20 protein-coding genes are annotated in these 25,446 nt (G+C 64.8%); 9 read left to right on the top strand and 11 right to left on the bottom strand.

Going from position 1 to position 25,446, the window contains the following annotated elements; all coding sequences use genetic code 11:
* Positions 1-67 precede the first annotated feature (67 nt).
* A complete protein-coding gene (locus tag ACVIW0_RS04345; RefSeq protein WP_461351210.1) occupies positions 68-1,045 on the bottom strand; it encodes an NAD(P)H-dependent flavin oxidoreductase in 978 nt (325 codons plus the stop codon).
* Positions 1,046-1,132: 87 nt separating this feature from the next.
* Between ACVIW0_RS04345 and ACVIW0_RS04340 the strand changes: the two genes are divergently transcribed.
* The gene (locus tag ACVIW0_RS04340) at positions 1,133-2,695 is read left to right on the top strand and encodes an AMP-binding protein (protein ID WP_461351209.1); all 1,563 of its coding nucleotides are present in this window, start codon (positions 1,133-1,135) and stop codon (positions 2,693-2,695) included.
* A gap of 157 nt (positions 2,696-2,852) precedes the next feature.
* Here ACVIW0_RS04340 and ACVIW0_RS04335 read toward each other — a convergent pair whose 3' ends face one another.
* From ACVIW0_RS04335 to ACVIW0_RS04305, 7 genes are all read right to left on the bottom strand, one after another.
* Positions 2,853-4,979, bottom strand: a complete 2,127-nt coding sequence (locus ACVIW0_RS04335) for an ATP-binding protein (RefSeq protein ID WP_461351208.1) — start codon at positions 4,977-4,979, stop codon at positions 2,853-2,855.
* Between the two features lie 393 nt (positions 4,980-5,372).
* Positions 5,373-6,146, bottom strand: coding sequence for a thioesterase family protein (locus ACVIW0_RS04330; RefSeq protein ID WP_461351207.1), 774 nt, complete (start codon positions 6,144-6,146; stop codon positions 5,373-5,375).
* Complete coding sequence (locus tag ACVIW0_RS04325) at positions 6,146-7,117, bottom strand: NAD(P)H-dependent flavin oxidoreductase (protein ID WP_461351206.1); 972 nt, start codon at positions 7,115-7,117, stop codon at positions 6,146-6,148. Before ACVIW0_RS04325 ends, ACVIW0_RS04330 begins: the two co-directional genes overlap by 1 nt.
* A gap of 172 nt (positions 7,118-7,289) precedes the next feature.
* Complete coding sequence (locus ACVIW0_RS04320; RefSeq protein ID WP_461351205.1) at positions 7,290-7,829, bottom strand: hypothetical protein; 540 nt, start codon at positions 7,827-7,829, stop codon at positions 7,290-7,292.
* Positions 7,830-7,925: 96 nt separating this feature from the next.
* Positions 7,926-8,507, bottom strand: coding sequence for a YqaA family protein (locus tag ACVIW0_RS04315; RefSeq protein WP_461351204.1), 582 nt, complete (start codon positions 8,505-8,507; stop codon positions 7,926-7,928).
* 63 nt (positions 8,508-8,570) lie between these two features.
* Entirely contained in the window at positions 8,571-8,984 is a 414-nt protein-coding gene (gene hisE / locus ACVIW0_RS04310; RefSeq protein WP_461351203.1) for a phosphoribosyl-ATP diphosphatase, read from the bottom strand.
* A gap of 113 nt (positions 8,985-9,097) precedes the next feature.
* Positions 9,098-9,538 (bottom strand): hypothetical protein, encoded by a 441-nt coding sequence (locus tag ACVIW0_RS04305; RefSeq protein WP_461351202.1) that lies wholly within the window; start codon positions 9,536-9,538, stop codon positions 9,098-9,100.
* A gap of 266 nt (positions 9,539-9,804) precedes the next feature.
* Here ACVIW0_RS04305 and ACVIW0_RS04300 point away from each other — a divergent pair, with 266 nt between their 5' ends.
* From ACVIW0_RS04300 to ACVIW0_RS04270, 7 genes are all read left to right on the top strand, one after another.
* Positions 9,805-10,860: an ABC transporter substrate-binding protein gene (locus tag ACVIW0_RS04300; RefSeq protein ID WP_461351201.1), complete on the top strand. Its 1,056-nt coding sequence runs from the start codon at positions 9,805-9,807 to the stop codon at positions 10,858-10,860.
* 347 nt (positions 10,861-11,207) lie between these two features.
* A complete protein-coding gene (locus ACVIW0_RS04295; RefSeq protein WP_461351200.1) occupies positions 11,208-12,986 on the top strand; it encodes a glucan ABC transporter ATP-binding protein/ permease in 1,779 nt (592 codons plus the stop codon).
* A 202-nt stretch (positions 12,987-13,188) separates the two neighbouring features.
* Positions 13,189-14,628 carry a D-alanyl-D-alanine carboxypeptidase family protein gene (locus ACVIW0_RS04290; RefSeq protein ID WP_461351199.1) on the top strand — a complete coding sequence of 480 codons (1,440 nt, stop codon included), beginning with the start codon at positions 13,189-13,191 and terminating at the stop codon, positions 14,626-14,628.
* A gap of 180 nt (positions 14,629-14,808) precedes the next feature.
* Positions 14,809-16,491, top strand: a complete 1,683-nt coding sequence (locus ACVIW0_RS04285; protein WP_461351198.1) for a long-chain-fatty-acid--CoA ligase — start codon at positions 14,809-14,811, stop codon at positions 16,489-16,491.
* Between the two features lie 85 nt (positions 16,492-16,576).
* The gene (locus tag ACVIW0_RS04280) at positions 16,577-17,134 is read left to right on the top strand and encodes a DUF924 family protein (RefSeq protein WP_461351197.1); all 558 of its coding nucleotides are present in this window, start codon (positions 16,577-16,579) and stop codon (positions 17,132-17,134) included.
* A gap of 208 nt (positions 17,135-17,342) precedes the next feature.
* On the top strand, positions 17,343-17,828 hold the full coding sequence (locus ACVIW0_RS04275) for a redoxin family protein (protein ID WP_461351196.1): 486 nt from the start codon (positions 17,343-17,345) through the stop codon (positions 17,826-17,828).
* A gap of 480 nt (positions 17,829-18,308) precedes the next feature.
* Positions 18,309-19,535, top strand: a complete 1,227-nt coding sequence (locus ACVIW0_RS04270; RefSeq protein ID WP_461351195.1) for a calcium-binding protein — start codon at positions 18,309-18,311, stop codon at positions 19,533-19,535.
* A 136-nt stretch (positions 19,536-19,671) separates the two neighbouring features.
* On the opposite strand, the gene ACVIW0_RS04265 is transcribed toward ACVIW0_RS04270, so the two are convergent.
* Positions 19,672-22,524: a beta strand repeat-containing protein gene (locus tag ACVIW0_RS04265; RefSeq protein ID WP_461351194.1), complete on the bottom strand. Its 2,853-nt coding sequence runs from the start codon at positions 22,522-22,524 to the stop codon at positions 19,672-19,674.
* A gap of 284 nt (positions 22,525-22,808) precedes the next feature.
* Here ACVIW0_RS04265 and ACVIW0_RS04260 point away from each other — a divergent pair, with 284 nt between their 5' ends.
* Positions 22,809-23,867 (top strand): helix-turn-helix transcriptional regulator, encoded by a 1,059-nt coding sequence (locus ACVIW0_RS04260; RefSeq protein WP_461351193.1) that lies wholly within the window; start codon positions 22,809-22,811, stop codon positions 23,865-23,867.
* A 135-nt stretch (positions 23,868-24,002) separates the two neighbouring features.
* Here ACVIW0_RS04260 and rnhA read toward each other — a convergent pair whose 3' ends face one another.
* Both rnhA and ACVIW0_RS04250 read right to left on the bottom strand, forming a co-directional pair.
* On the bottom strand, positions 24,003-24,473 hold the full coding sequence (gene rnhA / locus ACVIW0_RS04255) for a ribonuclease HI (protein ID WP_461351192.1): 471 nt from the start codon (positions 24,471-24,473) through the stop codon (positions 24,003-24,005).
* The gene (locus ACVIW0_RS04250) at positions 24,461-25,441 is read right to left on the bottom strand and encodes a homoserine kinase (RefSeq protein ID WP_461351191.1); all 981 of its coding nucleotides are present in this window, start codon (positions 25,439-25,441) and stop codon (positions 24,461-24,463) included. The genes rnhA and ACVIW0_RS04250 overlap by 13 nt, the downstream gene beginning before the upstream one ends.
* Positions 25,442-25,446 lie beyond the last annotated feature (5 nt).

Genomic DNA, 25,446 nt, shown 5'->3' with positions numbered 1-25,446 from the left:
CCCGTGACGCATAGTTGGGACTGGCATGGTTAATGCCGGGTTAAGCGAACAGGCGGGACTTGAATGATCAGGCCAGCCGCACCCGCGCGCTCGCCGCCTCGTATTCCGCGATGGTCTGCGCCACGAGCTCGTCGACGCCGAGCACCCCGGTCACTCCCGAGGTGGAGTGACCGCCGCTCCAGATGTCGCGCCAGCGTTTCGGCCGGCTTTCGCGGGCGCCGATGTCGATGTCCTTGCCGATATCGATCGCGCCGCGCGTCGGCAGGTCGTCGGGATCAAGGCCGGCGGCCTCGATCGAGGGCCGCAGCATGTTGGTCTGCAAGCCGGTGAACGCCGTCGTCAGCAGGATGTCGTCGGCGGTCGCCTCGACCAGCATCTGCTTGTACCTCGCATCCGCCATGCTCTCGCGCGTCGCGATGAACTTGGTGCCCATATAGGCCAGCTCGCAGCCGAGCGCCTCCGCGGCGCGCAGCGCGTGGCCGTCGCTGATGCCGCCGGCGAGCACGATCGGGCCGTCGAAGAAGCCGCGCACCGCGCGGACGAACACGAACGGATTGAGCCAGCCGGTCTGCCCGCCGGCACCCGCAGTCAGCAGCACCAGCCCGTCGACGCCGGCAGCCACCGCGCGTTCGGCATGGCGGATCGAGGCAACGTCGGCAAACACCAGCGCGCCGGCGTCGTGCAGGGGGCCAAGCACCGGCGCCGGTGAGCCGACCGAGGTGATCACAAGCTCGGGCCTGTGCTGCAGCAGCACGACGAGATCCTGCTGCAGCCGCGCGTTGGAGCGATGCACGATCAGGTTCGGGCAGATCGGCGCCGCGGCCTGGCCGCTCGCGTCTTCATGCGCCTGCAAGCGGCCCTCGATGTCACCGAGCCATGCATCGAGCTGTTCCGTCTCACGGCAATTCACCGTCGGAAACGAACCGATCACGCCGTTGCGGCAGGCGGCGACCACCAGTTCGACACCGGAGACCAGAAACATCGGCGCCGCAATCAGCGGCAACCGAAGGCGATCGCGAAAACGCGCGAGAGGATCAGCGGGCAAGTTGTTTCATCCCTGCATCATTGTGTTAGCGTTGCCGCCAACATTGGCACGCGAGAGGCCAAAGACAAAGCGGGAGGAGACCACGACATGAGCAATCCGCTCCATGCATTTCCGGCGGTGTGCGAGCAGACCCTGCGGGCGCTGGCGCGCTATCCGTCACGCACCGCCTTCGCATGGCCGGGCGGCTCGCTCAGCTATCAGGGCGCGACCGACCTGATCGGACGGATGCAGAGCGTGTTCATGCGGCTCGGCTTTGCGCCGGGCACCCGCGTCGCGATGCTCACCGCCAACCGCGCCGACAGCTGGTGCGCCGGCGTCGCCGCGCAATTGTCGCGGCTCGCGATCACCTGGCTGCATCCGCTCGGCTCGCTCGACGACCAGCTATTCCAGATCGAGGACTCCGAAGCCGAGATGCTGATCGTCGACGGCGTCACGTTCCGCGACCGCGGCGGCGAGCTCGCGGCGAAAGCGCAGGGCCTGAAGACCGTGTTCACGCTTGGCCCGGCGGATTACGGCGCCGACCTGTTGCGCGTGGTCGAGGATGCCGGCAGCGCGACCGCGAAGAACTTCGCCCGCGAGGACGACATCTCGACCTTGAACTACACCGGCGGCACGACCGGCAAATCCAAGGGCGCGCTGCGCACTCACCGCGAATATGGCGGCTTCGCCGCAGCCATCCTCGCGGACTTCGAGATCCCCGCGACGCCGCGCTACCTCACGGTGGCCCCGATCAGCCATGTCGCGGGTACAAAAGTGCTGCCGACGCTGATGCGCGGCGGCACCGTGCACATGCTGAAGGGATTCGATCCGGAGGCGGTATTCAAGACCATCGAACGCGAGAAGATCAACTTCACGCTGTTCGTGCCGACCATGATCTATGTGATGCTGGATCATCCCGCGCTGGCGAAAACCGACCTCTCCTCGCTCGAGCTCTTGCTCTACGGCGCGTCCGCGATGTCGCCGAGCCGGCTGGTCGAGGGCATCGAGCGGATCGGCCCGGTGTTCTCGCAGCTCTACGGCCAGACCGAGTGCTATCCGGTCTCGGTGCTGCGCAAGGCCGACCATGATCCGAAGACGCCGGAACTGTTCCTGTCCTGCGGTTTCCCGATCGCCGCCTGCCAGGTCAAGATCCTCGATCAGGACGACCAGGAGGTTGCAACCGGCGAGGCCGGCGAGATCTGCGTCCGCGCCACCCACGTGATGGCCGAATACTGGAAGCGGCCCGACATCACGGCGGAGACGCTGAAGAGCGGCTGGCTGCACACCGGCGACATCGCGCGCAAGGACGAGCGCGGCTACATGTTCATCCTCGACCGCAAGAAGGACATGATCGTCTCCGGCGGCTTCAACATCTTCCCGCGCGAGGTCGAGGATGTGCTGTCGCAGCACGCCGATGTGGCGATGGTCGCCGTGGTCGGCGTGCCCGACGACAAATGGGGCGAGGCCGTCACCGCCGTCGTGGTGACGCGCGAGGGCGCGGTGCCCAACGCCGACGAGCTGATCGGCCTCGTCAAGGCAAGGAAGGGATCGGCGCACGCGCCGAAGCAGATCCAGTTCGTCAGGGAGCTGCCGTTGACCGGCGTCGGCAAGGTCGACAAGAAGGTGCTGAAGGCCCGCTTCTGGTCCGGCCGCGATCGCATGGTGGGGTGAAGGCGCGGCTGCGCGCACAGCTCCAAGCCTATCACCGTCATCCTGAGGTGCGCGCTCTTGCGCGCCTCGAAGGATGCACGGCCCCGATCTTTCAGCGTGCGTCTCCACTGCGGCGGAAGCCGGGCCGTCACCCTTCGAGACGCCGCTTCGCGGCTCCTCAGGGTGACGGGGAAAGAGTGGAAGGCGCGGCAAGACTGTCGGCATCCGCCGCAGCGGCGTGCTGCTTCGCCTCCTGCCCCAGCAACTGATCGAGCCGCTCGCGCAGCTGATCCTGATGATAGGGTTTTGCCAGCCGCGGCAGGTCGAGCTGGATGCCGTCGGGCAATTCGGCATAGCCGGTGGCGAGCAGCACGAGGAGGTTTGGTCGCAGCTTGCGCGCGGCCGCGGCGAGCTCGACGCCGGTCATGCCGGGCATCACGTGATCGGTCATCATGAGGTCGATCTCCTGATCGGTCCTGAGGATGTCGAGCGCCTGCGGTCCGGAATGGACGCCGATCACGCGATGACCGAGGTCCTCCAGCATCTCCATGGTCGACATCGCGATCAACGCATCGTCATCGACCAGCAGGATCACCGCCGAGCGCTTGAGCGTCTGCGGCGCGAGCGCCGCGCTCTCGACCGCCGGTGCCGTTGTCGCGACCGGCAGTACCAGCGCAGCCGTGGTGCCCTTGCCGACCGCGCTCGACAGCTGCAGCGCGCCGCCGAGCTGCACCGCGAGCCCATGCACCATCGAGAGGCCGAGCCCGGTGCCCTTGCCTACCGGCTTTGACGAGAAGAACGGCTCGATCGCCCGCTTCAACACCTCCGGCGACATGCCGCTGCCGCTGTCGACGACCGACAGTTTCAGGTAATTGCCCGGCCGCAGCACCGGATCGTTCTTGACTTGCGAGGCCGCGAGGCGGATCTCGATCACACCACCATCCGGCATCGCGTCGCGCGCATTGATCGCCAGGTTGAGGACCGCCAGCTCGAGCTGGTTGGTATCGACGCAGGCCGGCGGCAGCCCCTCGGGAATGTCGAGCCGCAGCGCGATGCGCGGTCCGAGCGAACGCTCCAAGAGGTTGCTCATGTCGCGCACCAGCGTGCCGAGATCGACCGGCACCGCGCGCAGATCCTGCTGCCGCGCGAACGCCAGCAGTCGCTGCGTCAGCGAAGCCCCGCGCTCGGCGCCCTGCAACGCACCGTCGACCAGCCGGCGCAGCCGCGGATCCTCCGGCATCCGCTTGCGCAGCAGATCGAGATTGCCCATCACCGCCATCAACAGATTGTTGAAGTCGTGCGCGACGCCGCCGGTGAGCTGGCCGATCGCCTCCATCTTCTGGGCATGGCGGAGCTGCTCCTGCGCCCGCTCGCGCGCGGCGACCTCCTTCATCAGGTCGGCGGTGCGCTGCTCGACCCGCTGCTCCAGCGTCGCGGTGAGCTCGGCAAGCGCGGTGCGCTCGGCGGCGAGCTGCGCCAGCAGCGCCTCGCGCTCGATCTCCGCGGTCTTGCGCGCGGTGATGTCGGAGCAGACCCCGACCAGCGAGCGGATGCTGCCGTCGGGCCGGCGCACCGCACGGGCGCGGACATCGACCCAGTGCTGGGTGCCGTCAGGCCAGATGTTGCGATATTCGATCCGGTAGTCCGCGCCGGTGCGCAGCGTCTGATCGACGGTTTCGGACCGGCGGGCGCGGTCGTCGGGATGCACCGAATCCAGCAGATCCTGATAGGTGAAGGGATCGCCGGGCCGGCGCCCGAAGAAGGCCTTGCAGGTCGGCGACGCCTCGAGCTCGAAATCGGGCAGATGGACCTCGAGCGCGCCGAGATGGCCGGCGTTGAGCGCGGTCTGCAACAAATCTTCGCTCTCGGTCAGGTCCTCGAGGATCTGGCGGGTCTGGTACTGGCGGCGACGGCCGCGCACTGCGGAGGCAACCAGGCTCACCAGCGTGGTCGGGTGAAACGGACGCTCGATGAAGGTGACGTTGCCGAGCGCGCGGCCGAGCCGCGCCGCTTCCGGATTCCGCTCGGGAGGCCCGGCCTCGCTCATCAGCACGATCGGGAAATCCGACCATGACGGCTGCGCATTGAGCCAGCGCGTCAGGCCGGCAAGGTCGGCGGTCCGGATCGCCTCATCGGCAATGATGGCAAGGCCCGCGCCGCTTGCGACCTGGCGCTCGAGCTCGGCGAGATCGCCGCAGATATTTGCGTAGTAGCCGGCTTCCTTGATCAGATGGGCGGTCTTGACGGCGTCCCGCTCGCTCGCGGCGAGGATGACCGCGCGTTCCGAGGACGGGCCGGGCTTCACCGCGTCCACCCCTGCGGCGGCCGGGCAACGAGACCGGCCGGCCCAGCACGAAGCCGCCGGGCGGCCAATGCCACGGTGCCGGCGGCGGGATCGATACGCGTCATGGGGCCCCCTAACGGGAGCGAAACTCGCTGGTGCGGCCAACCGTTCCAGCGCAGCGAGGTTATTTTTGTCGCAGGGCCAGTCGCTTGGCGCGGCCCGGCACCGAAAACGGTGAAACAACCCCATGCACAGGAGGCGTGGCCGGTTTTCTCCTTCCCCCTGAAAGGGGGAAGGTCGGGAATGGGGTCAGCCACAGGCTCCGCGGCAAGTGGAGAGAACAGATCCCCACCCGCTTTGCTCTCGCGAGCAAAGCGACCTCCCCTTTTCAAGGGGAGGTTGGAGAAGCGCAGGTCAGCGCCGCTCGATGACGAGGCTCTGGACCGCCCGGCCGAAATAGCCGCTGACATCGGCGAGCCGCGACATCGCAAGCCCGGCGCCGTCAGGCCCGATCCAGGATTCGCCGTCGAGCAGGATCCAGTCGCCGACCGGCTCGCGGGCCAGGCTCACGGTGAGATCGGCGTTGATGAAGGTCCATTGGTTGAAATCGAGCGCCGGCGAGGTGCCGTTGGAAAAATCCGAGGCGACCACCGCGCGCATCGCCTGCGACACGGCGGCACCTGCGATCAGCGGCTGGTTGACGCGGAACCAGATCGCGCCCGGGCCCATCACGCCGAAGCGGCCGCGCGCGGCGCGCATCGAGATGCATTTCACGAACGGACTGTTGGCGAGATTGCCCGGCTCGGCCATGCTTTGGTCCGGCCCCGGCAGATCGACCGGAAGGGCTGCGATATCAGGCGGCAACTCGGCCGCCTGACGCTTGATCTTGAGCACAGTGGCCGAGACCACGAGGACGCCGTCGGCGAGCAACCTGACGCCGCAGAGCTGGATCTTGCGGCCGTCGCGCAGGATCTCGCTCTGCACCGTCAGCGGCGCCACCGGCACCGGACGCATCAGGTCGATGGTGACCCGCGCGATCCGCATCGGCGCCGCTGTCGGGATGGCTTCGGCCGCCCACACCACCAGCGCCGCCGGCGCGGAGCCGTGCTGCATCCGCGGATCCCACGGACCTGCGGCATCGGGACTGGTGACGACGCGGTCGCCGTCAACGCGGAAGATCGGCTCCATCAAGCAAGCGCCGGATCGACCGCTTCGTCGTATTCCTTCTTGAAGCGGCCGATCAGCTCGGCCGCGGGCAACACCTTGGAGATGCTGCCGACGCCCTGGCCGGAGCCCCAGATTTCCTTCCACGCCTTCGGCTTGGCGCGCTCGCCGGAGGCATCGGTGCCGAAGCTCATCTTCGAGGGGTCTGACGTCGGCAGGTTTTCCGGATCCATACCCGCCGCGACGATCGACGGCTTCAAATAATTGCCGTGCACGCCGGTGAACAAATTGGAATAGACGATGTCCTCGGCGGACGAATTGGTAATCATGTCCTTGTAGCCCTCGACCGCGTTTGCCTCCCTGGTCGCGATGAAGGCTGAGCCGATATAGGCGAAGTCGGCGCCGATGATGCGCGCGGCGCGGATGGCGCGGCCGTTGGCAATGGTGCCCGACAGCGCAATCGGCCCGTCGAACCACTGCCGCGTCTCCGACACGAATGGGAACGGCGATAGCGTGCCGGCATGACCACCGGCGCCGGCCGCGACCAGGATCAGGCCGTCGGCGCCCTTCTCGATCGCCTTGTGGGCGAACTTCTGGTTGATCACGTCGTGGAAAACGATGCCGCCCCAGCCGTGGACGGCCTGGTTGATCTCCTCGCGCGCGCCGAGCGAGGAGATGATCATCGGCACCTTGTGCTTCTCGCAAAGCGCCATGTCGTGATCGAGCCGGTTGTTCGACTTGTGCACGATCTGGTTGACCGCGAACGGCGCCGACGGCCGCTCCGGATGCGCCTTGTCATGGGCGGCGAGCTCTTCCTTGATCCGGTACAGCCATTCGTCGAGCAGTTCCGGCGGCCGCGCATTCAGCGCCGGAAACGAGCCCACCACGCCGGCCTTGCACTGGGCGATGACGAGGTCGGGCACCGAGATGATGAACAGCGGTGCCCCGATCACGGGAAGAGACAGGCGGCCCTTGAACAGAGCAGGGATGGACATTGGCGGCGGATCCTCAGGGTTGGTCGTTGGTCTCGAATGCTGACCGTCATACCAACAAGAATCTTTCCAGTGTCAAGTATTGCGTTATGGCGCTGCGAAATGGGTGACAAAACTTCATCCGGGCGCGGCATTTTCGCAGGCGTCTGGCATCCCAGACGTGGGATTGCCTGCCTCATTGGCAGACCGCCCGCGTCACGAAATTTTCCGTCTTGCAGTCGTTCGGGCCGCGCTTGTGGCCGGGCAGATAGACCAGCGGCGAGCATTTCTCTGACGCGTCGGTATCGAGGCCCCTGCCCTCCTTGAAGCCCTTGCTCTGGCACAGCCGGTCGGCGCCGATCTTGCAATCCGGCGCGCCGTTCGAGGCCACCAAGCAGGCCGCGCGGCCGGTCACCACCGTCGAGGGGCGCGCGATATTCGTGAGGTCGTTGAGGGTCTCGCCGGGGCTCTTCAGCGGCGGCAGCGCCGACTTCGACTTCTCCAACAGCTTGCCGATTTCGTTGATCAGCCCTGGGTTCTCGCGCTCGACCGGCGCGGCCGGCAGCTCCATCTGTTGCGGCTGGGATTCAGCGGGCTGCGGCGACGGCGACTGCACGCCGAGCGCGGGCGGCGCGGATTGCGCCCAGCCTCCGTCGATCGCAGGCAGCGCCATCGACAGCGCAAGGCCCGCCATCGCAACGCGCGCCTTGGCGGGATTGAGTCTTGCGGGATTCACCGGTCGTCGATTCCATCGGCCATCGCAGCGAGCGTAGTCCGAAGCCGTCCGCGGGCAAAGACGCTGCTGACTAGACTTTGGTCAGATCAGCTTGGGTCAGATCAGCTTGAATGCGACAACAAAGCCCAGCACCAGCACGATCGCGCCGATCGCGACCCACAGGCCGAGCCGCTTCTCGAGCTCGGCGCGGATGACATCGCCATAGCGGTTGAGCAGCACCGCGACGAAGAAGAAGCGTCCGCCGCGCGCGATGATCGAGCACAGGATGAACAGCCAGATGTTGTAGCCGGCAAAGCCCGAGGTGATCGTCACCAGCTTGTAGGGGATCGGCGTCAGCCCCTTCAGCAGGATGATGATGGCGCCCCACTCCGCATAGGAGGCACGGAACGCGTCGACCTTGTCGGTGAGGCCGTAGAGATGCATCAGCCACTGCCCGAGCGAGTCGTAGAGCAGCGCGCCGATGGCGTAGCCGAGCACGCCGCCGGCGACCGACGCCACGGTGCAGACCGCCGCAAACCACCAGGCCTGCTTCGGCCGCGCCAGCGACATCGGCAGCAGCATGATGTCGGGGGGGATCGGGAAGAAGGAGCTCTCGGCGAAGGCGACGGCCGCGAGAATCCACAGTGCGTAGGGCTTGTCTGCCGCGTCGACGCACCAGTCGTAAATCCGTTTCAACATGGGCGCGATGAACCATCATGGAGCCGATTTGTCCATGCCGGGATTGGGCCGAATTTGGTTGATTTACGGCTGCCGTTTGCGCAGCCGGTTCTCCAGCGCGACAATTCGACGCCGCGCCGCCGGGACCGGCGCGGCCTTGGACAGGCTCTTGGAGACCTTGACCGGCGACTTCGGTAGCTTCTCGGCGATCCCGAGCAGCCGCTCGCGCCGCTCCATCTCGCGCCAGACATCCTCCGGCTTCACGCCGGCGGAGGCCCAGAGCACCGTGAGATTGTAGAGCAGGTCCGCGCTCTCGCGGACCACGGCGTCACGCTTGCCACTGATGGCGTCGATCACGACCTCGACCGCTTCCTCGGCGAGCTTCTTGGCCATCTTGGCCGGGCCGCGCCGGAACAGCCGTGCCGTGCGCGACGTGGCCGGATCAAGATCCTTGGCCGCGATCACCGCCTGGTAAAGCCGCTCGATCGAATCACCCATCGTTCGAGCCTAATCGAAACGCGTCGCCAGCGTGTTAACGGCACAATTGAAAAATCCACCGGCCTTGCAGCCGGTGGATCGATGATTTGTGACAGTTCCGAGAACAGCCTGCGTTAGTACGGCGTATAGGGTAGCGTCGAGCGGCGCCCGTAATAGCCGTGATAACCATAATACGGTCCACCGCCGTAATAGACCGGGCCGCCACCGTAATAGGCGGGACCGCCGTAGTAGCCCGGGCCACCGTAGTAGCCGTAGGAGTCGTAATAGTCGCGGCGGCTCTGGGCCGCGGCGATCGCCAAACCCGTGCCGACGATCCCGGCGAACATGGCCGCAGCAGCCGCACCACCACCGCCACCGCGATAGTAACGACGGCGCGCGCTGATGTCGGTCGCACCGCTCGTGCCTTCTGACGTCGTCACCGTGGCCGTCTTGCCCGCCGGAGCCGAGCCTGCGAACGCCATCGTCGGCTCAACGGCCGTCAACGCTACCGCGGCAACCGTTGCCAATGTGGCTGCGCGGCCAATGGACGAAAAAACACCTTCTCGCGCAAACATGGCAGTCATCCTTAGTGGAAGCCGGCCCGACGGGCCTTGCTGAGCTAACCACCACCTCCAGATTAGGTTCCCCAAACCGAATGCAAGCTGAACGAGCCTAAAGTGAAGTCGAAACCAGTCATCGGCCGTTCACCTTGCCCAGGGCAAGATGCCTGCGAATAGCGCCTGAAATTGACGCTTGAACTGCAGCGTTCGTTGGCGCATTCGATGTCGTGAAACAGACGCGCAGCCGGCGCGGCACTTTGTCTCGCCTCGCGGATGGCATGATGCAGGTAAGTCGGACCACTGTTCTGCGCTGGATGCTGGCCGGCATGATCGGCCTTTCGGGCGGCGTGTGGCCGGCCTTGACGCCGCTATACGCCGGCGATCCGCCGCAGCCACTCTCGATCCAGTTCACGCTCGACCGTCCGCTCGATGCTGTCGCCGCACCCTTCGTGATGGCGTCGATCGGCGGCCTGTTCGGCGCCGAGGGCCTCAACGTCGGCACCAATGTCGCGACCAGCTCGGCAGATGCCATCGCGCGCGTCGTCGACGGCGCGAGCGATTTCGCCCTCGTCGACATCAACGCGCTGATCCGCTTTCGCGACAAGCCGGGTGCCGCGCCCGTCAAGGCGGTGTTCGTGCTGTTCAACCAGGCGCCCTACGCGATCATTGCCCGCAAGAGCCGCGGCATCAACACGCTGACCGACATGGAGGGCAAGAGCCTCGGCGTCGCCGAGGGCGACCTCTCGATCCGGCTGTGGCCCGCGGTCGCCAGGCAGAACGGCATCAAGCTTGCGAGCGTCAAGCAGAACACGATCAGCGCCGCGGTGCGCGAGCCGATGCTCTCAGCGGGCCAGGTCGATGCCGTGACCGGCTTCTCCTATCTCTCCGCGATCAATTTGCGGGATCGCGGCGTGCCGGCCGACGATCTCGCGGTGCTGCGCTTCGCCGACTACGGCTGCGTGGCCTATGGCTTCGCCGTGATCGTGAGCCCGCGGCTTGCGGCGGCGAAGCCGGAGGCGGTGAAGGGGTTCGTGCGCGCAGTGATCGGCGGCACCAACGTCGCCGTCAAGGACCCTGCCCGTGCCGCGGGCGAGGTGGTGAGCCGGATGGACGGCGGCTCGCGCGATCTGGAGCTCGAGCGCCTCACCGCCATCCTCCGCGACAACATCCTGACCGCTGAGGTGAAGCGCAACGGCCTCGGCGGCATCGAGCCGGGGCGCTTCGAGCGCTCGGTCGACCAGCTCGCGGAGGACTTCAAATTCGAGACGCGGCCGCACGCCGCCGACATCTTCGACGACCAATTCCTGCCGCCGATCGATAGCCGGTTGGTGAATTGAGAGCACGCGAATGCATCACTGACGAACGGCACCGTGCCGCACGCCACAATTGCCGTCACCCCGAGAGAGTGTGAATGTATTGAGCGTCGTCCTGGCGAAAGCCAGGACCCATTGCCCCAACCGCTTGCTGCTGTGCGACGCCGGGGCCACTATCGCATTCTCAATCGAACTCGGTGTTATGGGTCCTGGCTTTCCGCCAGGACGACGGCGTGGGGAGGCTGCTCGCTACAATTTCTCAGACCATCACCCCGAGCATGACGCGCTGTCCCCGCTGGCCCTGTATCGCGAACCCTGATTAGATTGAATCCCGCCTGATCGGGCGTCCACCGCTTACGAGTCCCGCCGGCATGTCCATGCTTCGTCTCTATACCCGCGTCCTCGAACTGCTCGGCAAGGAGGCGCGGCTCGGCTGGATCCTCGCTGCCGCCAACATGCTGCTCGCCGGCGCGCAATTCGCCGAGCCGGTTCTGTTCGGCAAGATCGTCGACTTGCTGTCGGGCCGGCCGGTCACCGGGCTGTTCGCGACCTCCTCGGCTTGGCCGCTGCTGGTGGCCTGGGCGGCGTTCGGCCTGTTCACGATCGGCTGCAGCGCGATCGTGGCACTGCAGGCCGACCGGCTGGCGCACCGCCAGCGCCAAGCGGTGCTGACGGATTATTTCGAGCACATCCTGCAGCTACCGCTGACCTTCCACTCCGGCACCCATTCCGGACGGCTGATGAAGGTGATGCTGAACGGCACCGATGCGCTGTGGCGGCTCTGGCTCGGCTTCTTCCGCGAGCATTTCGCCGCGATCATGTCGCTGATCGTGCTGCTGCCGCTCGCGCTCTACATCAACTGGCGGCTCGCGATCCTGCTGTTCGTGCTGTGCGTCGTGTTCACCGTGCTGACCACGCTGGTGGTGCGCAAGACCTACGGCATGCAGAGCGAGGTCGAGGCCTATTACAGCGACCTGTCGGCGCGCGCCTCCGACGCGCTCGGCAATGTCGCGCTGGTGCAGAGCTTCGTGCGGATCGATTCCGAGGTGCAGGGATTGCGCTATGTCGCCGACAATCTGCTCGCGGTGCAGATGCCGGTGCTGTCCTGGTGGGCGCTGGTCACCGTGATCACGCGCGCCTCGACCACCATCACGGTGCTGGCGATCTTCACGGTCGGCATCGCGCTCCACAATGAAGGCCTCACCACGGTCGGCGAGATCGTGATGTTCGTCTCGTTCGCCACCATGCTGATCCAGAAGCTCGAACAGGTGGTGAGCTTCATCAACAACGTCTTCATGGAAGCGCCGCGGCTGCAGGAGTTCTTCGACGTGCTCGACGCGGTGCCGGCGGTGCGCGACCGGCCCGGCGCGATCGATCCCGGACGGCTGTCGGGCCTCGTCGAGTTCAACGACGTCTCGTTCTCCTATGACGGCAAGCGGCCGGCGGTCGAGGACCTCTCCTTCACCGCGTTGCCGGGCCAGACCATCGCGCTGGTCGGCTCGACCGGCGCCGGCAAGTCCACCGCGATCGCGCTGCTGCATCGCGCATTCGACCCGCAATCCGGCATCATCAAGATCGACGGGATGGACATCCGCGCGATGAAGCTGACGGCGCTGCGGCGGAACATCGGCGTCGTGTTCCAGGAGGCGCTGCTGTTCAACCGTTCGCTTGCCGAGAACCTTCGCGTCGGCAAGCCCGATGCGACCGATGAGGAGCTGCGTACCGCCGCGGCGCGCGCGCAGGCGCTGGATTTCATCGAGCGCAGCGACAAGAAGTTCGAGACCCATGCCGGCGAGCGCGGCCGCATGCTCTCAGGCGGCGAACGTCAGCGGCTGTCGATCGCGCGTGCGCTGTTGAAGGATCCGCCGATCCTGATCCTCGACGAGGCGACCAGCGCGCTCGACGCCGTCACCGAGGCCAAGGTGAACGCTGCTCTCGACGAAGTGATGAAGGGCCGCACCACCTTTGTGATCGCGCACCGCCTCTCGACCATCCGCCACGCCACCCGCATCCTGCTGTTCGAGCAGGGACGGGTGATCGAAAGCGGAACTTTTGATGAACTGGTGGCAAAAGGCGGCCGTTTTGCCGATCTCGCACGGGCCCAGTTCATGGTTCAGGAGCAGGCGCGTGCCAGCATCGAGACACCATAAATCTTCCGTTTCCAATTGAGACGGCTGCCGAAATTCAGCCGATTTCGTCCACGATATAATGCGCCGGCCTCTGTTCTCTGCTGGCAAGCCGGTATAGGGTTTGCGTCGCCGCAACGCGGCGCCGGACACGCTTGAAACCCGTACGTCGCAATCGCAAGACCTCCTTTTTGAAGGCGGGTCTCAAAGGACCGGAACCGGATTCGTGCATTTTCCTCGCCCGTCATTGAAATGGATTCTGGCCGTCGCGATGCTCGCCGTCGCAACGCCGCAAATGGCGCAAGCCGAGGCACTTCTCGTGATCGAGGCCGATAGTGGAAAGGTGCTGCAGGCCGACAACGCGACGATGCCGTGGTATCCGGCTTCGCTCAGCAAGTTGATGACCGCCTATGTGACGCTGAAGGCGGTCAAGGACGGCCGCGTCTCGCTCGACACGCTGCTCACGGTGTCACCGAACGCCGCATCGCAATCGCCCTCGAAGATGGGCCTGCGGCCGGGCACCCAGGTCACCGTCGACAACGCGCTGAAGATGATGCTGGTGAAGTCGGCGAACGACATGGCCGTGGTGCTGGCCGAAGGCATCGGCGGTTCGATCGACGGCTTTGCCGGGATGATGAACCAGACCGCGCAAAAGCTCGGCATGACGCAAACCAGCTACGTCAACCCGAACGGCCTGCCCGCCGACGGCCAGATCACCTCGGCGCGCGACATGGCGATCCTCGCCCGCGCCATCATCCGCGACCTGCCGGAATACGAGTATTTCGTCCACATCCCCTCGATCCGGTTCGGCCGCCGCATTACCCAGAACTTCAACAAGCTGATCGGCCGCTATCCCGGCGCCGACGGCTTCAAGACCGGCTTCATCTGCGCCTCCGGCTACAATCTGGTGGCCTCGGCGACGCGCGACGGCAGGCGGCTGATCGCCGTGGTGCTCGGCGCCTCCTCGGGCCGCATGCGCGCGATCCGCGCCGCGCAGCTTCTGGATCGCGGCTTTGCCAATAACGGGCTGGCGTGGCTGCGGCCCTCGCTCGGCACCGTCGACAATCTGGTGCCGATCGATTCCACGCCGCCGAACCTGCGCGAGGAGATGTGCGGCCCCAAGCACAAGCGGCCCGCCAGCGACGAGGACGGCGAAGACACCATTGCCAGCGCCGCAGGCGCGAGCACCAATGGCGACGGCGGCGTGAGCTTCTTCGCCTCCGGCCTGCAGGCCGCGATGCCGGCAAAACCGGCCGACCTGCTGGCGCAGCCGGCGGCGGCCTCCGAACCGGTCGTGGTTTATACGGGGCCGACCAAGACCGGTGCTGCGTTGATCGCCGCGGTCGAGGCCGACACCGAGAAGGCGCAGCCGGCGGTCAAGCGCGGCAAGGGCAAGCACAGCCGCGTCGCGGGCAAGAAGCCCGATGCGGCCGATGACGCGAAGGGCGAGGCCAAGAGCGCGGCCAAATCCGACAGCAAGCCGGCGGCCAAGCCCGTGCGCCACGCCAACGCCAAGCCCGATGCCAAGCCCGATGCCGCAGCTGCGAAGCCGGCTGCGAACAAGCCGGCCGCCGCAAAGCCTGCCGGCAAGCCGGCGGCGGCAAAGCCTGCTGCGAAGCCGAAAGCTGCCGACAAGCCGAAAGCCGACGCCAAACCGGCCGGCTAACAGCGCGTCACCCCCTCCGATCTCGCAATGCGTCGATAGCGCGCAGCGGCTTGCCATCGGCCGCGGCATCGCTCAATACTGCCCGAAATACCGCGGCCAAGAATAATACGACCAAGGGTCGAGAAACCCGGAAACAATCCGGGATATCAGCCAAGTTTATAAGAGAGGGGAAAGACCATCATGGAGCGCATCTGGCTCAAGCATTATCCGGCCGGCGTGCCCGCCGATATCGACGTCACGCAATATTCGTCGCTGGTCGAACTGCTGGAAGAGAGCTTCAAGAAGTTCGCCGATCGCAAGGCGTTCATCTGCATGGACAAGGCGATCACCTATCGCGAGCTGGACGAGATGTCGACGGCCCTCGGCGCCTATCTGCAAAGCAAGGGCCTGCAGAAGGGCGCGCGGGTCGCGCTGATGATGCCGAACGTGCTGCAATATCCGGTCGCGACCGCAGCCGTGCTGCGCGCCGGCTATGCCGTGGTCAACGTCAATCCGCTCTACACCCCGCGCGAGCTCGAGCACCAGCTGAAGGATTCCGGCGCCGAGGCGATCATCGTGCTGGAGAACTTCGCCACCACGGTGCAGAAGGTGCTGGCCAACACCGCGGTGAAGCACGTCATCGTCGGCAGCATGGGCGACCTGCTCGGCTTCAAGGGCGTGATCGTCAACCTGGTGGTGCGCCGGGTGAAGAAGATGGTGCCGGCCTGGTCGATCCCGGGCGCCGTCGGCTTCAACGAAGCGCTGTCGGCCGGCCGCGCCGCCAGGCTCAACAAGCCTGTGCTGACGCTCGATGACGTCGCCTTCCTGCAATATACCGGCGGCACCACCGGCGTCTCCAAGGGCGCGACCCTGCGCCACCGCAACATCCTGGCCAACGTGCTGCAGAACGACGCCTGGTTGCAGCCGGCGCTGGCGAAGCCGCCGATCGTCGAGCAGATGGTCATCGTCTGCGCGCTGCCGCTCTATCACGTCTTCGCGCTCACCGCGTGCTATCTGCTCGGCATGCGGGCCGGCGGCACCAATCTGCTGATTCCGAATCCGCGCGACATGGCGGGCTTCGTCAAGGAACTGTCGAAGTACCAGGTCAGCTTCTTCCCGGCGGTCAACACCCTCTACAATGGCCTGTTGAACACGCCCGGATTCGACAAGCTCGACTTCTCCAAACTGAAGATCGCCAATGGCGGCGGCATGGCAACGCAGAGGTCGGTCGCCGAAAAATGGTTGAAGGTCACGGGCGTCTCATTGTCGGAAGGCTATGGCCTGTCGGAGACGTCGCCGACCCTGACGTGCAATCCCGCCACGATCGAGGAGTTCTCCGGGACGATCGGCCTTCCGGTCCCGTCGACCTGGATCTCGATCCGCGACGACGACGGCAACGAGCTGCCGATCGGCCAGGCCGGCGAGATCTGCGCCAAGGGCCCGCAGGTGATGTCAGGCTACTGGAACAGGCCCGACGAGACCGCGCGCGTGATGACCGCGGACGGCTATTTTCGCACCGGCGACATCGGCGTGATGGACGAGAAGGGCTACACCAAGATCGTCGACCGCAAGAAGGACATGATCCTGGTCTCCGGCTTCAACGTCTATCCGAACGAGATCGAGGAAGTGATCGCGAGCCATCCGGCCGTGCTGGAATGTGCCGTGATCGGCGTGCCCGATGCCAAGTCCGGCGAGGCGGTCAAGGCGTTCGTGGTCAAGAAGGACCCGAACGTCACGGCGGAGGACATCATCAAGTTCAGCGCCACCCAGCTCACCGCCTACAAGGTGCCGAAGCAGATCGAGTTCAGGACCGATTTGCCGAAGACCAATGTCGGCAAGATCCTGCGTCGCGAATTGCGTGACGAGAAGAAGGCTGCGGCCTAGAGCATGATCCGGGAAAGTGCGAAGCGGTTTTCCGAATAAGATCATGCTCAAACAAGAGCCAACCAACAGGCGGGCGTTGGACGGAATGACTGACGCCCGCATCGCGACGCCTGCCGAAATCATCGCGTTCTGGCGAGAGGCCGGCCGCGACCGCTGGTACAGGCGCGACGACGCCTTCGACGCCGACATCCGCAGCCGCTTCCTCGCCACCTGGCAGAAAGCGGCCGCCGGCGGATTGTCGTCATGGGAGGCGAGCGACCAGGGCGCGCTGGCGCTGACCATCGTGCTCGACCAGTTTCCGCGCAACCTGTTTCGCGGCGACGCCAGGACCTTTTCAAGCGATGCGCTGGCGCGCGACGTGGCAAGGCGCGCCATCGACCGCGGCGTCGATGCGCGGACCGACCCGGTGCTGCGCGAATTCCTCTATCTGCCGTTCGAGCATTCGGAAGACCTCGCCGACCAAGAGCGCTGCGTGGCGCTGTTCCGGCAGTATGACTGCCATCCCGACAATCTGAAATATGCCGAGGACCACGCCGACATTATCCGCCGGTTCGGGCGCTTCCCGCACCGCAATGCCCTCCTGGGCCGGAAAATGACCGCCGAGGAGCAGGCTTTCCTCGATGCCGGCGGGTTTTCCGGCTGAAGCGCAATCAGATCGGGCTGGAACGTGATCGCGCTTTAGATTCTTGTTTAAGCATGATCTTTTCGGAAAACCGCTTCGCACTTTTCCGGATCATGCGCTGATGACGGAACGGTGACGGTATCCGGCATTGCCGTTCCCCGTCGAGCCCGTATTGTACCATTCCGCAGCCGGGTTTAAGACAATTCCGCTTCACCGAGGGAGAATGACGATGACGATCAATGTTGGCGACAAGCTGCCGGAAACCAAGTTTCGGGTGATGACCGCCGAGGGGCCGCAGGTCAAAACCACTGACGACATTTTCAAGGGCAAGAAGGTCGCCCTGTTCGCGGTGCCCGGCGCCTACACCGGCACCTGCCACAAGATGCACCTGCCGAGCATCTTCCTCAACGCCTACGCCATGAAGAACAAGGGCGTCGACACCATCGCGATCGTCTCGGTCAACGACGCCTTCGTGATGAACGCCTGGAAGCGCGACACCGACCAGCGCGACGAGGCGATCTTCCTCGCCGACGGCAATGCCGACTTCACCAAGGCGATCGGCATGGAGCTCGACGCCTCCGGCAACGGCCTCGGCATCCGCTCGCACCGCTACTCGATGCTGGTCGAGGACGGCGTGGTGAAGAAGCTCAACAAGGAGCCCGCTCCGGGCAAGGTCGAGGTCTCCGGCGGCGACACGCTGCTCGGACAGCTCTGAGTCTGACCTGTCATTGCGAGGAGCACAGTGACGAAGCAATCCATGCCTCAACAAGCACAAATATGGATTGCTTCGCTTCGCTCGCAATGACGAGCTGAGATAGCCGCCTCAATGGCCACTGTCATCGCCCGGTTCAACCGGGCGATCCAGCACGCCGCGGCCTCTCGGTTGCATCACCGCTGTCTCTGGATACTGGATCGCCCGCTTTCGCGGGCGATGACAGTTTTGGCGTGGCGATGGCCGCAGCGAAGCCGATCGGTTTCGTGCCGCGCCGAGATGGCGGGCTTCGTACGCCTGCCCCACCTTCACCCAGGCTTCCCTGGTTTGGCTTTTCTCCCCACTCCCCCCGAACTTGCGGGAATTTCTCCGGCGCGCCGGTGTTTGGTCAACACGCAGCGTATTGATGCTGCGCCGGCTTCGGTTCAAGTCCATTAAATTGCAACAATTTGTCTTCGGCCGCACCGATCAGGGAGAGCCGCCATGGCTGAGAATGCATCCGCGTTCGTATCACTCGTGCAGCAGCTTTCTCCAACGAGTTACGAATACACGCTCACCTTGATCGACAATGGCACCACCCCGATCGGCACGTTCTGGTTCGCCTGGTTACCCGGCCAGGGCTACCTGACCGAGATTCCAACCTTCGGCGCTCCGTCGGGATGGACCGCAAGCATCACCGACGGTGCCCCGCCCACCAACGGCTACAGCGTCCGGTGGGTCGCAGACTCCGCCTCCACCGCACTTCAGCCCGGCCAGTCGCTCGGTGGCTTCACCTTCACGTCGTCGATTACACCGGCCGAACTGTTTGCGGATTCGTCGATCCATCCAGGGACGTTTACCACCACATCGGTGGTCTATTCCGCCGGACCGTTCAGCGATGGCGGCTTCGATCTGGTCGCCGGCCAATTACTGTTCGGCGCGGCGGGCGATGACGTCCTCGTTGGAACCCTCGGCGATGACGTGGACTATGGCGGAAGCGGCAATGATTACGTCTATGCCTATGGTGGCAGTGACACGCTGGTCGGGGGCGATGGACTTGACGTGCTGCTGGGCGGAGACGGCAACGACTTCGTCTACGGCGGCACCGGATTCAACTATTTGTTCGGTGACGCCGGAGACGACGTATTGCTTGGAAACGGTGGAGCGACCGCTTCCGACGTCAACGTCATGTACGGCGGCAATGGCGCAGACGCTCTCTACGGCGGCATCGGCACCAACTACTTCTACGGCGGTGCCGGCATCGACACGATGGTTGGCGGTTCCGGTCTCAACATCTTCATTTCGTCGGGCGAGACCGACGGCAATTTCATCTATGGCGGCTCAGGCCAGAACTATGTTTATGGGTCGAACGGCGGCGACACCGTTACCGGCGGCGCAGCCGTCGACGTTTTCCTGATGGGGTCCGGCAACGACAATATTGCGGGCGGTGGCGGCGTCGACTACGCCTGGGGCGGCGGCGGCTCCGATACGTTCAATATCAATGACGGCGAGCCGGAGGTCATGGTCGTCCAGGACTTCAACACCGGCGGCGTCAACGACATCGTGAATTTCGCCGGCACGTCGCTGCATTCATTCGCGGATGTTCAGGCGGCCGAGTTCTACGCACCCGGCATCAACACCACCATCGTCACCGACGCCGCGGGCAGTGCGGTATGGCTGATCGGGATCGCGCCGGGACAGCTCGACGCCAGCATGTTCAAATTTGGCTAAGCGCCTGGGCTCGAACGGCACCCTGCCTCCGCTCGGGTGCCGTCTCATTCAATAGCCTCGTCAGCAGGGCTCGCGTGGCGTGGTCTCGGGAGGGTCGAGTCGCACGCGAACACTTCACAAATGGGTCGAGCAAGTCCTAACTGAACTTGAACATGCTGGCGTCGAGCTGTCCCGGCGCGAGACCTATCAGCCAGACCGCATTGCCTGCGGCGTCGGTGATGATGGTGGTGTTGATGCCGGGTGCGTAGAACTCGGCCGCCTGAACATCCGCGAATGAATGCAGCGACGTGCCGGCGAAATTCACGCTGTCGTTGACGCCGCCGGTGTTGAAGTCTTGAACCACCATGATTTCCGACGTGCTGTCGCTGATCGTGAACGTATCGGAGCCGCCACCACCCCAGGCATAATCCACTCCGCCGCCGCCCGTGATGTAGTCGGCGCCGGAGCCCATCAGGAACACGTCAACGTCGCTGCCGCCGCTGACGGTATCGCCACCGTTGGATCCGTAGACGTAGTTCTTGCCGCTACCGCCGTAGATGACGTTGCCGTCGCTCTCGCCCGACGAGATGAAGATGTTGAGACCGCTGCCGCCGAACATGGTATCGACCCCGGCACCGCCGTAGAAGTTGTTGGAGCCGGCCCCACCATAGAGGACGTCGGCCCCGGCCTCGCCGAACATCACGTTGATATCGTTCGCTCCAGTCCCGCCGTTGCCGGCCACGACGTCATTGCCGTCGCCGCCGAACAGGTAGTTGGTGCCGGACCCGCCATAGAGGCTGTCGTTGCCGGCTTCGCCGAGCAGAACGTCAAGACCGGCATCACCCACCAGAATATCGTTTCCTGCACCGGCATAGAAATAGTCGTTGCCGTCGCCGCCATAGCCGACATCGTCGCCGGCAAAGCCGACCAGGACATCATTGCCGCCGAGGCCGACGAGCGAGTCGTTGCCGACGCCGCCGTAAAGATTATCCCCGCCAGCCGTCCCGGTATTGGCGATCGGCAGATCCGCAACGTTTAAAGTCACGTCGGCAAAATGCAGCAGTTCGATATTGGTCAGCGTGTCCAATCCCTCGCCCGCGACGAGGACCGAGCTCGTGGGACTGGTTCGGGTGATCGTGTACGCGCTTCTGTTCCCGAAGAACCACGCCGTATCGGTGCCGGCCCCACCGTCCAGCGAGTCATTACCGAGCCGTCCCCTGAGGACATTGCTCCCGCCGTCGCCTGTCAGCGTGTCGCCGAAATCGCTGCCTTCGAGTCCCTCGATGGAGGTGTAGCTATCACCAGCTGCCTCGCCGGCGTTGGCGGCCGGATTTGCAAGGCTGGCCACCACGCCGGAGCTGGCCAGGAAATAGGAAGCGATGTCGTTGCCAGCTCCGCCGTTCAACGCATCGGCGCCGACATAGCCGGTCAGGATGTTGTCGCCTGCATCGCCGACAAGCGTGTCGTTGAAATTCGACCCGAACAGCGCTTCGATGGAACTATAGACGTCGCCGGCGGCATCGCCGGCATTCTGCGAACTGTCGGCAAGATTGGCGACCACACCCGCCGTTGCCTGTCGATAGGAAGCAGTGTCAAAGCCGGCGCCGCCATCGAGCGTATCCGCTCCGCCGCGCCCTTCGAGCGGATTGTTGCCGGCATCGCCGATCAGGTGATCCGCGAAGGCACTGCCAACCAGCACTTCGATGCCGCTATAGGAATCTCCGGCTGCCTCGCCGGTGTTCACTGCCGAATTGGCGAGACTTGCTGTGACGCCGGACGTCGCATTCAAATACGAGGCTGTGTCGAGGTTGCTGCTGCCACCAACCATCGAGTCGGCGCCAAGCCCGCCGATGAATATCGTGTCTGCGGTCGCGTATCCGATCAGTGTATCGTTGAAATTGCTTCCCTGGATGCCCTCGATCGAAACGTACACGTCGCCGGCGGCCTCGCCTGTATTCAGTGATGTGTTGCGGAGATTGACGACGATGCCCGCGCTGGCATTGTTGTAATCGGCGGTATCGATGCCGCCGCCGCCGTTCAGCGTATCCGCGCCCAGGCCGCCGCGCAGATAATTGTTGTTGTTGTCGCCGACCAGGAGATCGTTGAATGCGCCGCCTCTGAGCGCCTCGATGCCGATATAGACGTCGCCGGCCGCCTCTCCGGTATTGGCCGACGCATCCGAGAGATTCGCCACGATCGCGGTGGTTGCGTTGAAATAGTCCGCAAAGTCAAAACCGGCGCCGCCGTCCAGCGTGTCGGCGCCGAGACCGCCCTGCAGGAAATTGATGTTGCCATCGCCGGTCAACGAGTCGTTGAAGTCGCTGCCGCGGATCGCTTCGATCGAGACGTAGGTATCACCGGCCGCCTCGCCCGTGTTGGATGCCGGATTGGCCAGGCTTGCGGTGATGGCCGTCGTCGAATCCGCATAGGAGACGAAATCGAATCCCGCGCCGCCGTCGAGAGAATCCGCCCCAAGGCCGCCGCGCAGCGTGTTGCTGTTGCCGTCGCCGATCAGCGTATCGTTGAAGGCCGAGCCGCGGAGGTTCTCGATTGACGTATAGGTGTCGCCGGCGGCCTCGCCGGTATTGCTGGCGGGATTTGCGAGGCTGGCCAGCAGTGCCGCCGAAGCGGCAAAATAGTCCGCGGTGTCGCTGCCGGCGCCGCCGTCGAGGACGTCCGCGCCCAGTCCGCCGCGCAGCAAATTGTTGCTGCCGTCGCCGGTCAGCGTGTCGTTGCCGTTGCTTCCGATCAGGCCTTCGATCGAGGTATAGGTATCGCCCTGCGCGTAGCCGGTATTGAGGCCGGGATTGGCCAGATTTGCCACCACGCCGGCCGGCGCGTCCGCGTAGGACGCGAAGTCGATGCCGGTACCGCCGTCGAGGGCGTCCGCGCCGTCTCCGCCGACCAGGGTGTCGTTTCCGGCGAGCCCCTGAAGTGTATCGTTGGTATTCGCGCCGTTGGCTGTGCCGGTAACCGTGTCGTCACCCGCGGTCCCCTGAAAAGATCCCATCCCCAAAATCCCCCAATCATAATCGCCTTCGACCCGGACTGCCGGACCGAACAAATCCTCAATTTAGTCAGATACTTGCGTAGGAAAAACAACGACGCGATCCGCATATCATGCTGGCCGGGATTCGATCCTGACCCATCTGGGTGCGACAATTCCGCACATCCGCGACGGTCCCGATATTGCGGCTCCCCATCCGTCTGTATTTCTTGATGTTTCCTGCCGCAATTTCAACGACGCTCCCATTGAGTCGGAAAGCCATAGACCACGATCGGTTGACCCAGATCATGAGCCGCCTCGGCGATGCCGTTGTGGATCCCTTGCTGTGGCCCGTGCTGATGGAAAGCATCTGCACGGCGGTTGGCGCATCGGCTGCCCTGCTGCTGCAAAGCGACGTTCGGACACCGGACGTGCCGCGAACGGAATCGATCGACGAAGGCACCCGGTTCTACTTTGCAAACAATTGGCAGGAAAAAGATCCGCGTGCGATCGGATTTCCGCGCATGATGGCCGGAGAGGTCGTCACGGATCATGACCTGCTGACGCCCGAGCAGATCCGGGCTGATCCGATGTACAATGAAGTCCTGTTTCCATTCGGCTTCAAATGGTTTGCCGGCATCGGCTTTTGGGCCGACTCCGCCGCCTGGGCGCTCACACTTCAGCGAACCGAAAGCGAAGGGTCCTTTGACGAGGCGGACAAGCGCGCGCTCGCCCGTCTTGCGCCAAGGCTGACGGAGACCGCGACACTGGCGACGGCAGTCGGCCGCGTTGCGCTCTCCTCGATGACCAACGTGCTGGAGAAGGTTCAGCGGCCTGCGCTGGTCCTGAATCGGCAAGGTCTTGTGTTGAGCTGCAACGCGGCGGCCGATGCCGGCTTCGATCAGGACATCCTGGTGCGGAACAGGCGGCTTGCTCTCCGCGACAGGGATGCGATGGCCAAATATCACCGCCTTGTCGATTTGATCCGGTCGTCCCCCGACGGCGTTGCGCTGCCCGCAGAACCGATCGTGGTCCGCCGAGCCGCAAAGCCTCCCGCTTTGATCCGGGTGCTGCCGGTCGATGGCGCTGCAAGCAGTGTGTTTTTGGGCGCGCGCGCGATGCTGGTCTTCTCCAACCTGTCGCCACCCCCATTGCCGGATGCGAAGCTCGTTGCGCGAGCTTTCGATCTGACACCAGCCGAGGCGAGGTTGACGGCGTTGCTAACCGGGGGCCTGTCTATTCAAGCCGCTGCAGGGGAATTGGGAATTGCCCCGGCAACGGCGCGCAACCATTTGAAATCCGTATTCTCCAAGACGGGCGTCCATCGCCAGTCCGAGCTGATGAGATTGGTGACCATGTTGGGCTAGAGCGTTTTCGAGCGAAGTGGATACCGGTTCGCGTGAAGAAAACGCGTCAAAACAAGAATCTAGAGTCCCGTTCCGATTCAATCGGAACCGCGTAGGCTCTAGTTCGAAGATGGCGGTGTTTGGCCATCTTCCACTTCACTGCGTCAAGCTCTTCAACCGCGCCATCGCCACGCCCTCGCGCGCCAGCTCGTCGGCGCGTTCGTTTTCGGCGTGGCCGGCATGGCCCTTGATCCAGTGCCAGCGCACCTCATGCGGCTTCAGCGCGGCGTCGAGGCGCTGCCACAGCTCGACATTCTTGACCGGCTTCTTGTCGGCGGTGCGCCAGCCATTGCGCTTCCAGCCGTGGATCCAGCCGGTGATGCCCTGGCGGACATACTGGCTGTCGGTGGTGAGGTCGACCACGCAGGGCTTCTTCAGGGCTTCCAGCGCCGAGATCGCCGCCATCAGCTCCATGCGGTTGTTGGTGGTGTGTGGCTCGCCGCCCTTCAATTCCTTCTCGACGTCGCCGAACCGGAGGATCGCGCCCCAGCCGCCCGGTCCGGGATTTCCGGAGCAGGCACCATCGGTGAAGACAGTCACATGCGGCTTGTCGCTCACGCCGCGCATCCCGCCGGCGTGATGCCGTAATCGTTCAGGCTCGCGACATTCTGCTGGAAGCGCAGCTTGCGGACATATTCCAGCGGGTCCTTCGGCTGCACCAGCGCGCCTTCGGGCACGTTGAGGAAATCGACCAGCCGCGTCAGCAGGAAGCGCATCGCCGCACCCCGCGCGAGCAGCGGCAGCGCCGCCTCTTCCGGCGCCGACAGCGGCCGCTCGCGGCCATAGGCCTTGAGCAGCGCGCGCGCCTTGGTGACGTTGAAGGAATGATCCGGCTCGAAGCACCAGGCGTTGAGGCAGATCGCGACGTCGTAGGCCAGGATGTCGTTGCAGGCGAACGGGAAGTCGATCAGGCCCGACAGCCTGTCGCCGAGGAAGAACACGTTGTCGGGAAACAAATCGGCATGGATCACGCCGACCGGCAGATCGGTCGGCCACGAGGCCTCGAGATGATCGAGCTCACGCGCGATGAAGTCGTGCAGCCCGGCCTGCACGCTGTCGGCCCGCGCGGCGGCGAGCGCGAACAGCGGCCGCCAGCCGGACACCGACAGCGGATTGGTGCGAACCAGCGGAAAGTCGGCACCGGCGAGATGCATCTTCGCCAGCGCCTCGCCGACGCCGGAGCAATGCGCCACGTTCGGCTTGCGCGGCCACACGCCCTCGAGGAAGTTGATGATCGCCGCCGGCCGGCCGGCGAGCCGGCTCGTCACCTCGCCCTGGCGGTTGCGCGCCGGCTGCGGGCACGACACGCCGCGCGCGGCGAGATGCGCCATCAGCGACAGGAAGTATGGCAGGTCGTCCTCCGCCACGCGCTTCTCATAGAGCGTGAGGATGTAGGCGCCCTGGCTGGTGTGCAGCAGGAAGTTCGAATTCTCGACGCCCTCGGCGATGCCCTTGTAGGAGAGCAATTCGCCGATGTCGTAGCTTTTGAGGAATTCCGCGAGGTCTTCGGCGGCAACGTCGGTGTAGACCGCCATATGGT

It is taken from the genome of Bradyrhizobium sp. USDA 4454, from assembly GCF_054822705.1.
Note: the sequence above shows the minus strand (reverse complement) of the source record. Positions and strands in the feature narration are given on the sequence as shown.

Bases quoted from the DNA above. Each gene is read 5' to 3' on its own strand.
- ACVIW0_RS04340 (WP_461351209.1), top strand. From the start codon at position 1,133: ATGAGCAATCCGCTCCATGCATTTCCGGCGGTGTGCGAGCAGACCCTG.
- ACVIW0_RS04330 (WP_461351207.1), bottom strand. From the start codon at position 6,146: ATGGAGCCGATCTTCCGCGTTGACGGCGACCGCGTCGTCACCAGTCCC.
- ACVIW0_RS04325 (WP_461351206.1), bottom strand. From the start codon at position 7,117: ATGTCCATCCCTGCTCTGTTCAAGGGCCGCCTGTCTCTTCCCGTGATC.
- ACVIW0_RS04315 (WP_461351204.1), bottom strand. From the start codon at position 8,507: ATGTTGAAACGGATTTACGACTGGTGCGTCGACGCGGCAGACAAGCCC.
- hisE (WP_461351203.1), bottom strand. From the start codon at position 8,984: ATGGGTGATTCGATCGAGCGGCTTTACCAGGCGGTGATCGCGGCCAAG.
- ACVIW0_RS04305 (WP_461351202.1), bottom strand. From the start codon at position 9,538: ATGTTTGCGCGAGAAGGTGTTTTTTCGTCCATTGGCCGCGCAGCCACA.
- ACVIW0_RS04300 (WP_461351201.1), top strand. From the start codon at position 9,805: ATGCAGGTAAGTCGGACCACTGTTCTGCGCTGGATGCTGGCCGGCATG.
- ACVIW0_RS04295 (WP_461351200.1), top strand. From the start codon at position 11,208: ATGTCCATGCTTCGTCTCTATACCCGCGTCCTCGAACTGCTCGGCAAG.
- ACVIW0_RS04285 (WP_461351198.1), top strand. From the start codon at position 14,809: ATGGAGCGCATCTGGCTCAAGCATTATCCGGCCGGCGTGCCCGCCGAT.
- ACVIW0_RS04280 (WP_461351197.1), top strand. From the start codon at position 16,577: ATGACTGACGCCCGCATCGCGACGCCTGCCGAAATCATCGCGTTCTGG.
- ACVIW0_RS04275 (WP_461351196.1), top strand. From the start codon at position 17,343: ATGACGATCAATGTTGGCGACAAGCTGCCGGAAACCAAGTTTCGGGTG.
- ACVIW0_RS04270 (WP_461351195.1), top strand. From the start codon at position 18,309: ATGGCTGAGAATGCATCCGCGTTCGTATCACTCGTGCAGCAGCTTTCT.
- ACVIW0_RS04265 (WP_461351194.1), bottom strand. From the start codon at position 22,524: ATGGGATCTTTTCAGGGGACCGCGGGTGACGACACGGTTACCGGCACA.
- ACVIW0_RS04260 (WP_461351193.1), top strand. From the start codon at position 22,809: ATGAGCCGCCTCGGCGATGCCGTTGTGGATCCCTTGCTGTGGCCCGTG.
- rnhA (WP_461351192.1), bottom strand. From the start codon at position 24,473: ATGCGCGGCGTGAGCGACAAGCCGCATGTGACTGTCTTCACCGATGGT.
- ACVIW0_RS04250 (WP_461351191.1), bottom strand. From the start codon at position 25,441: ATGGCGGTCTACACCGACGTTGCCGCCGAAGACCTCGCGGAATTCCTC.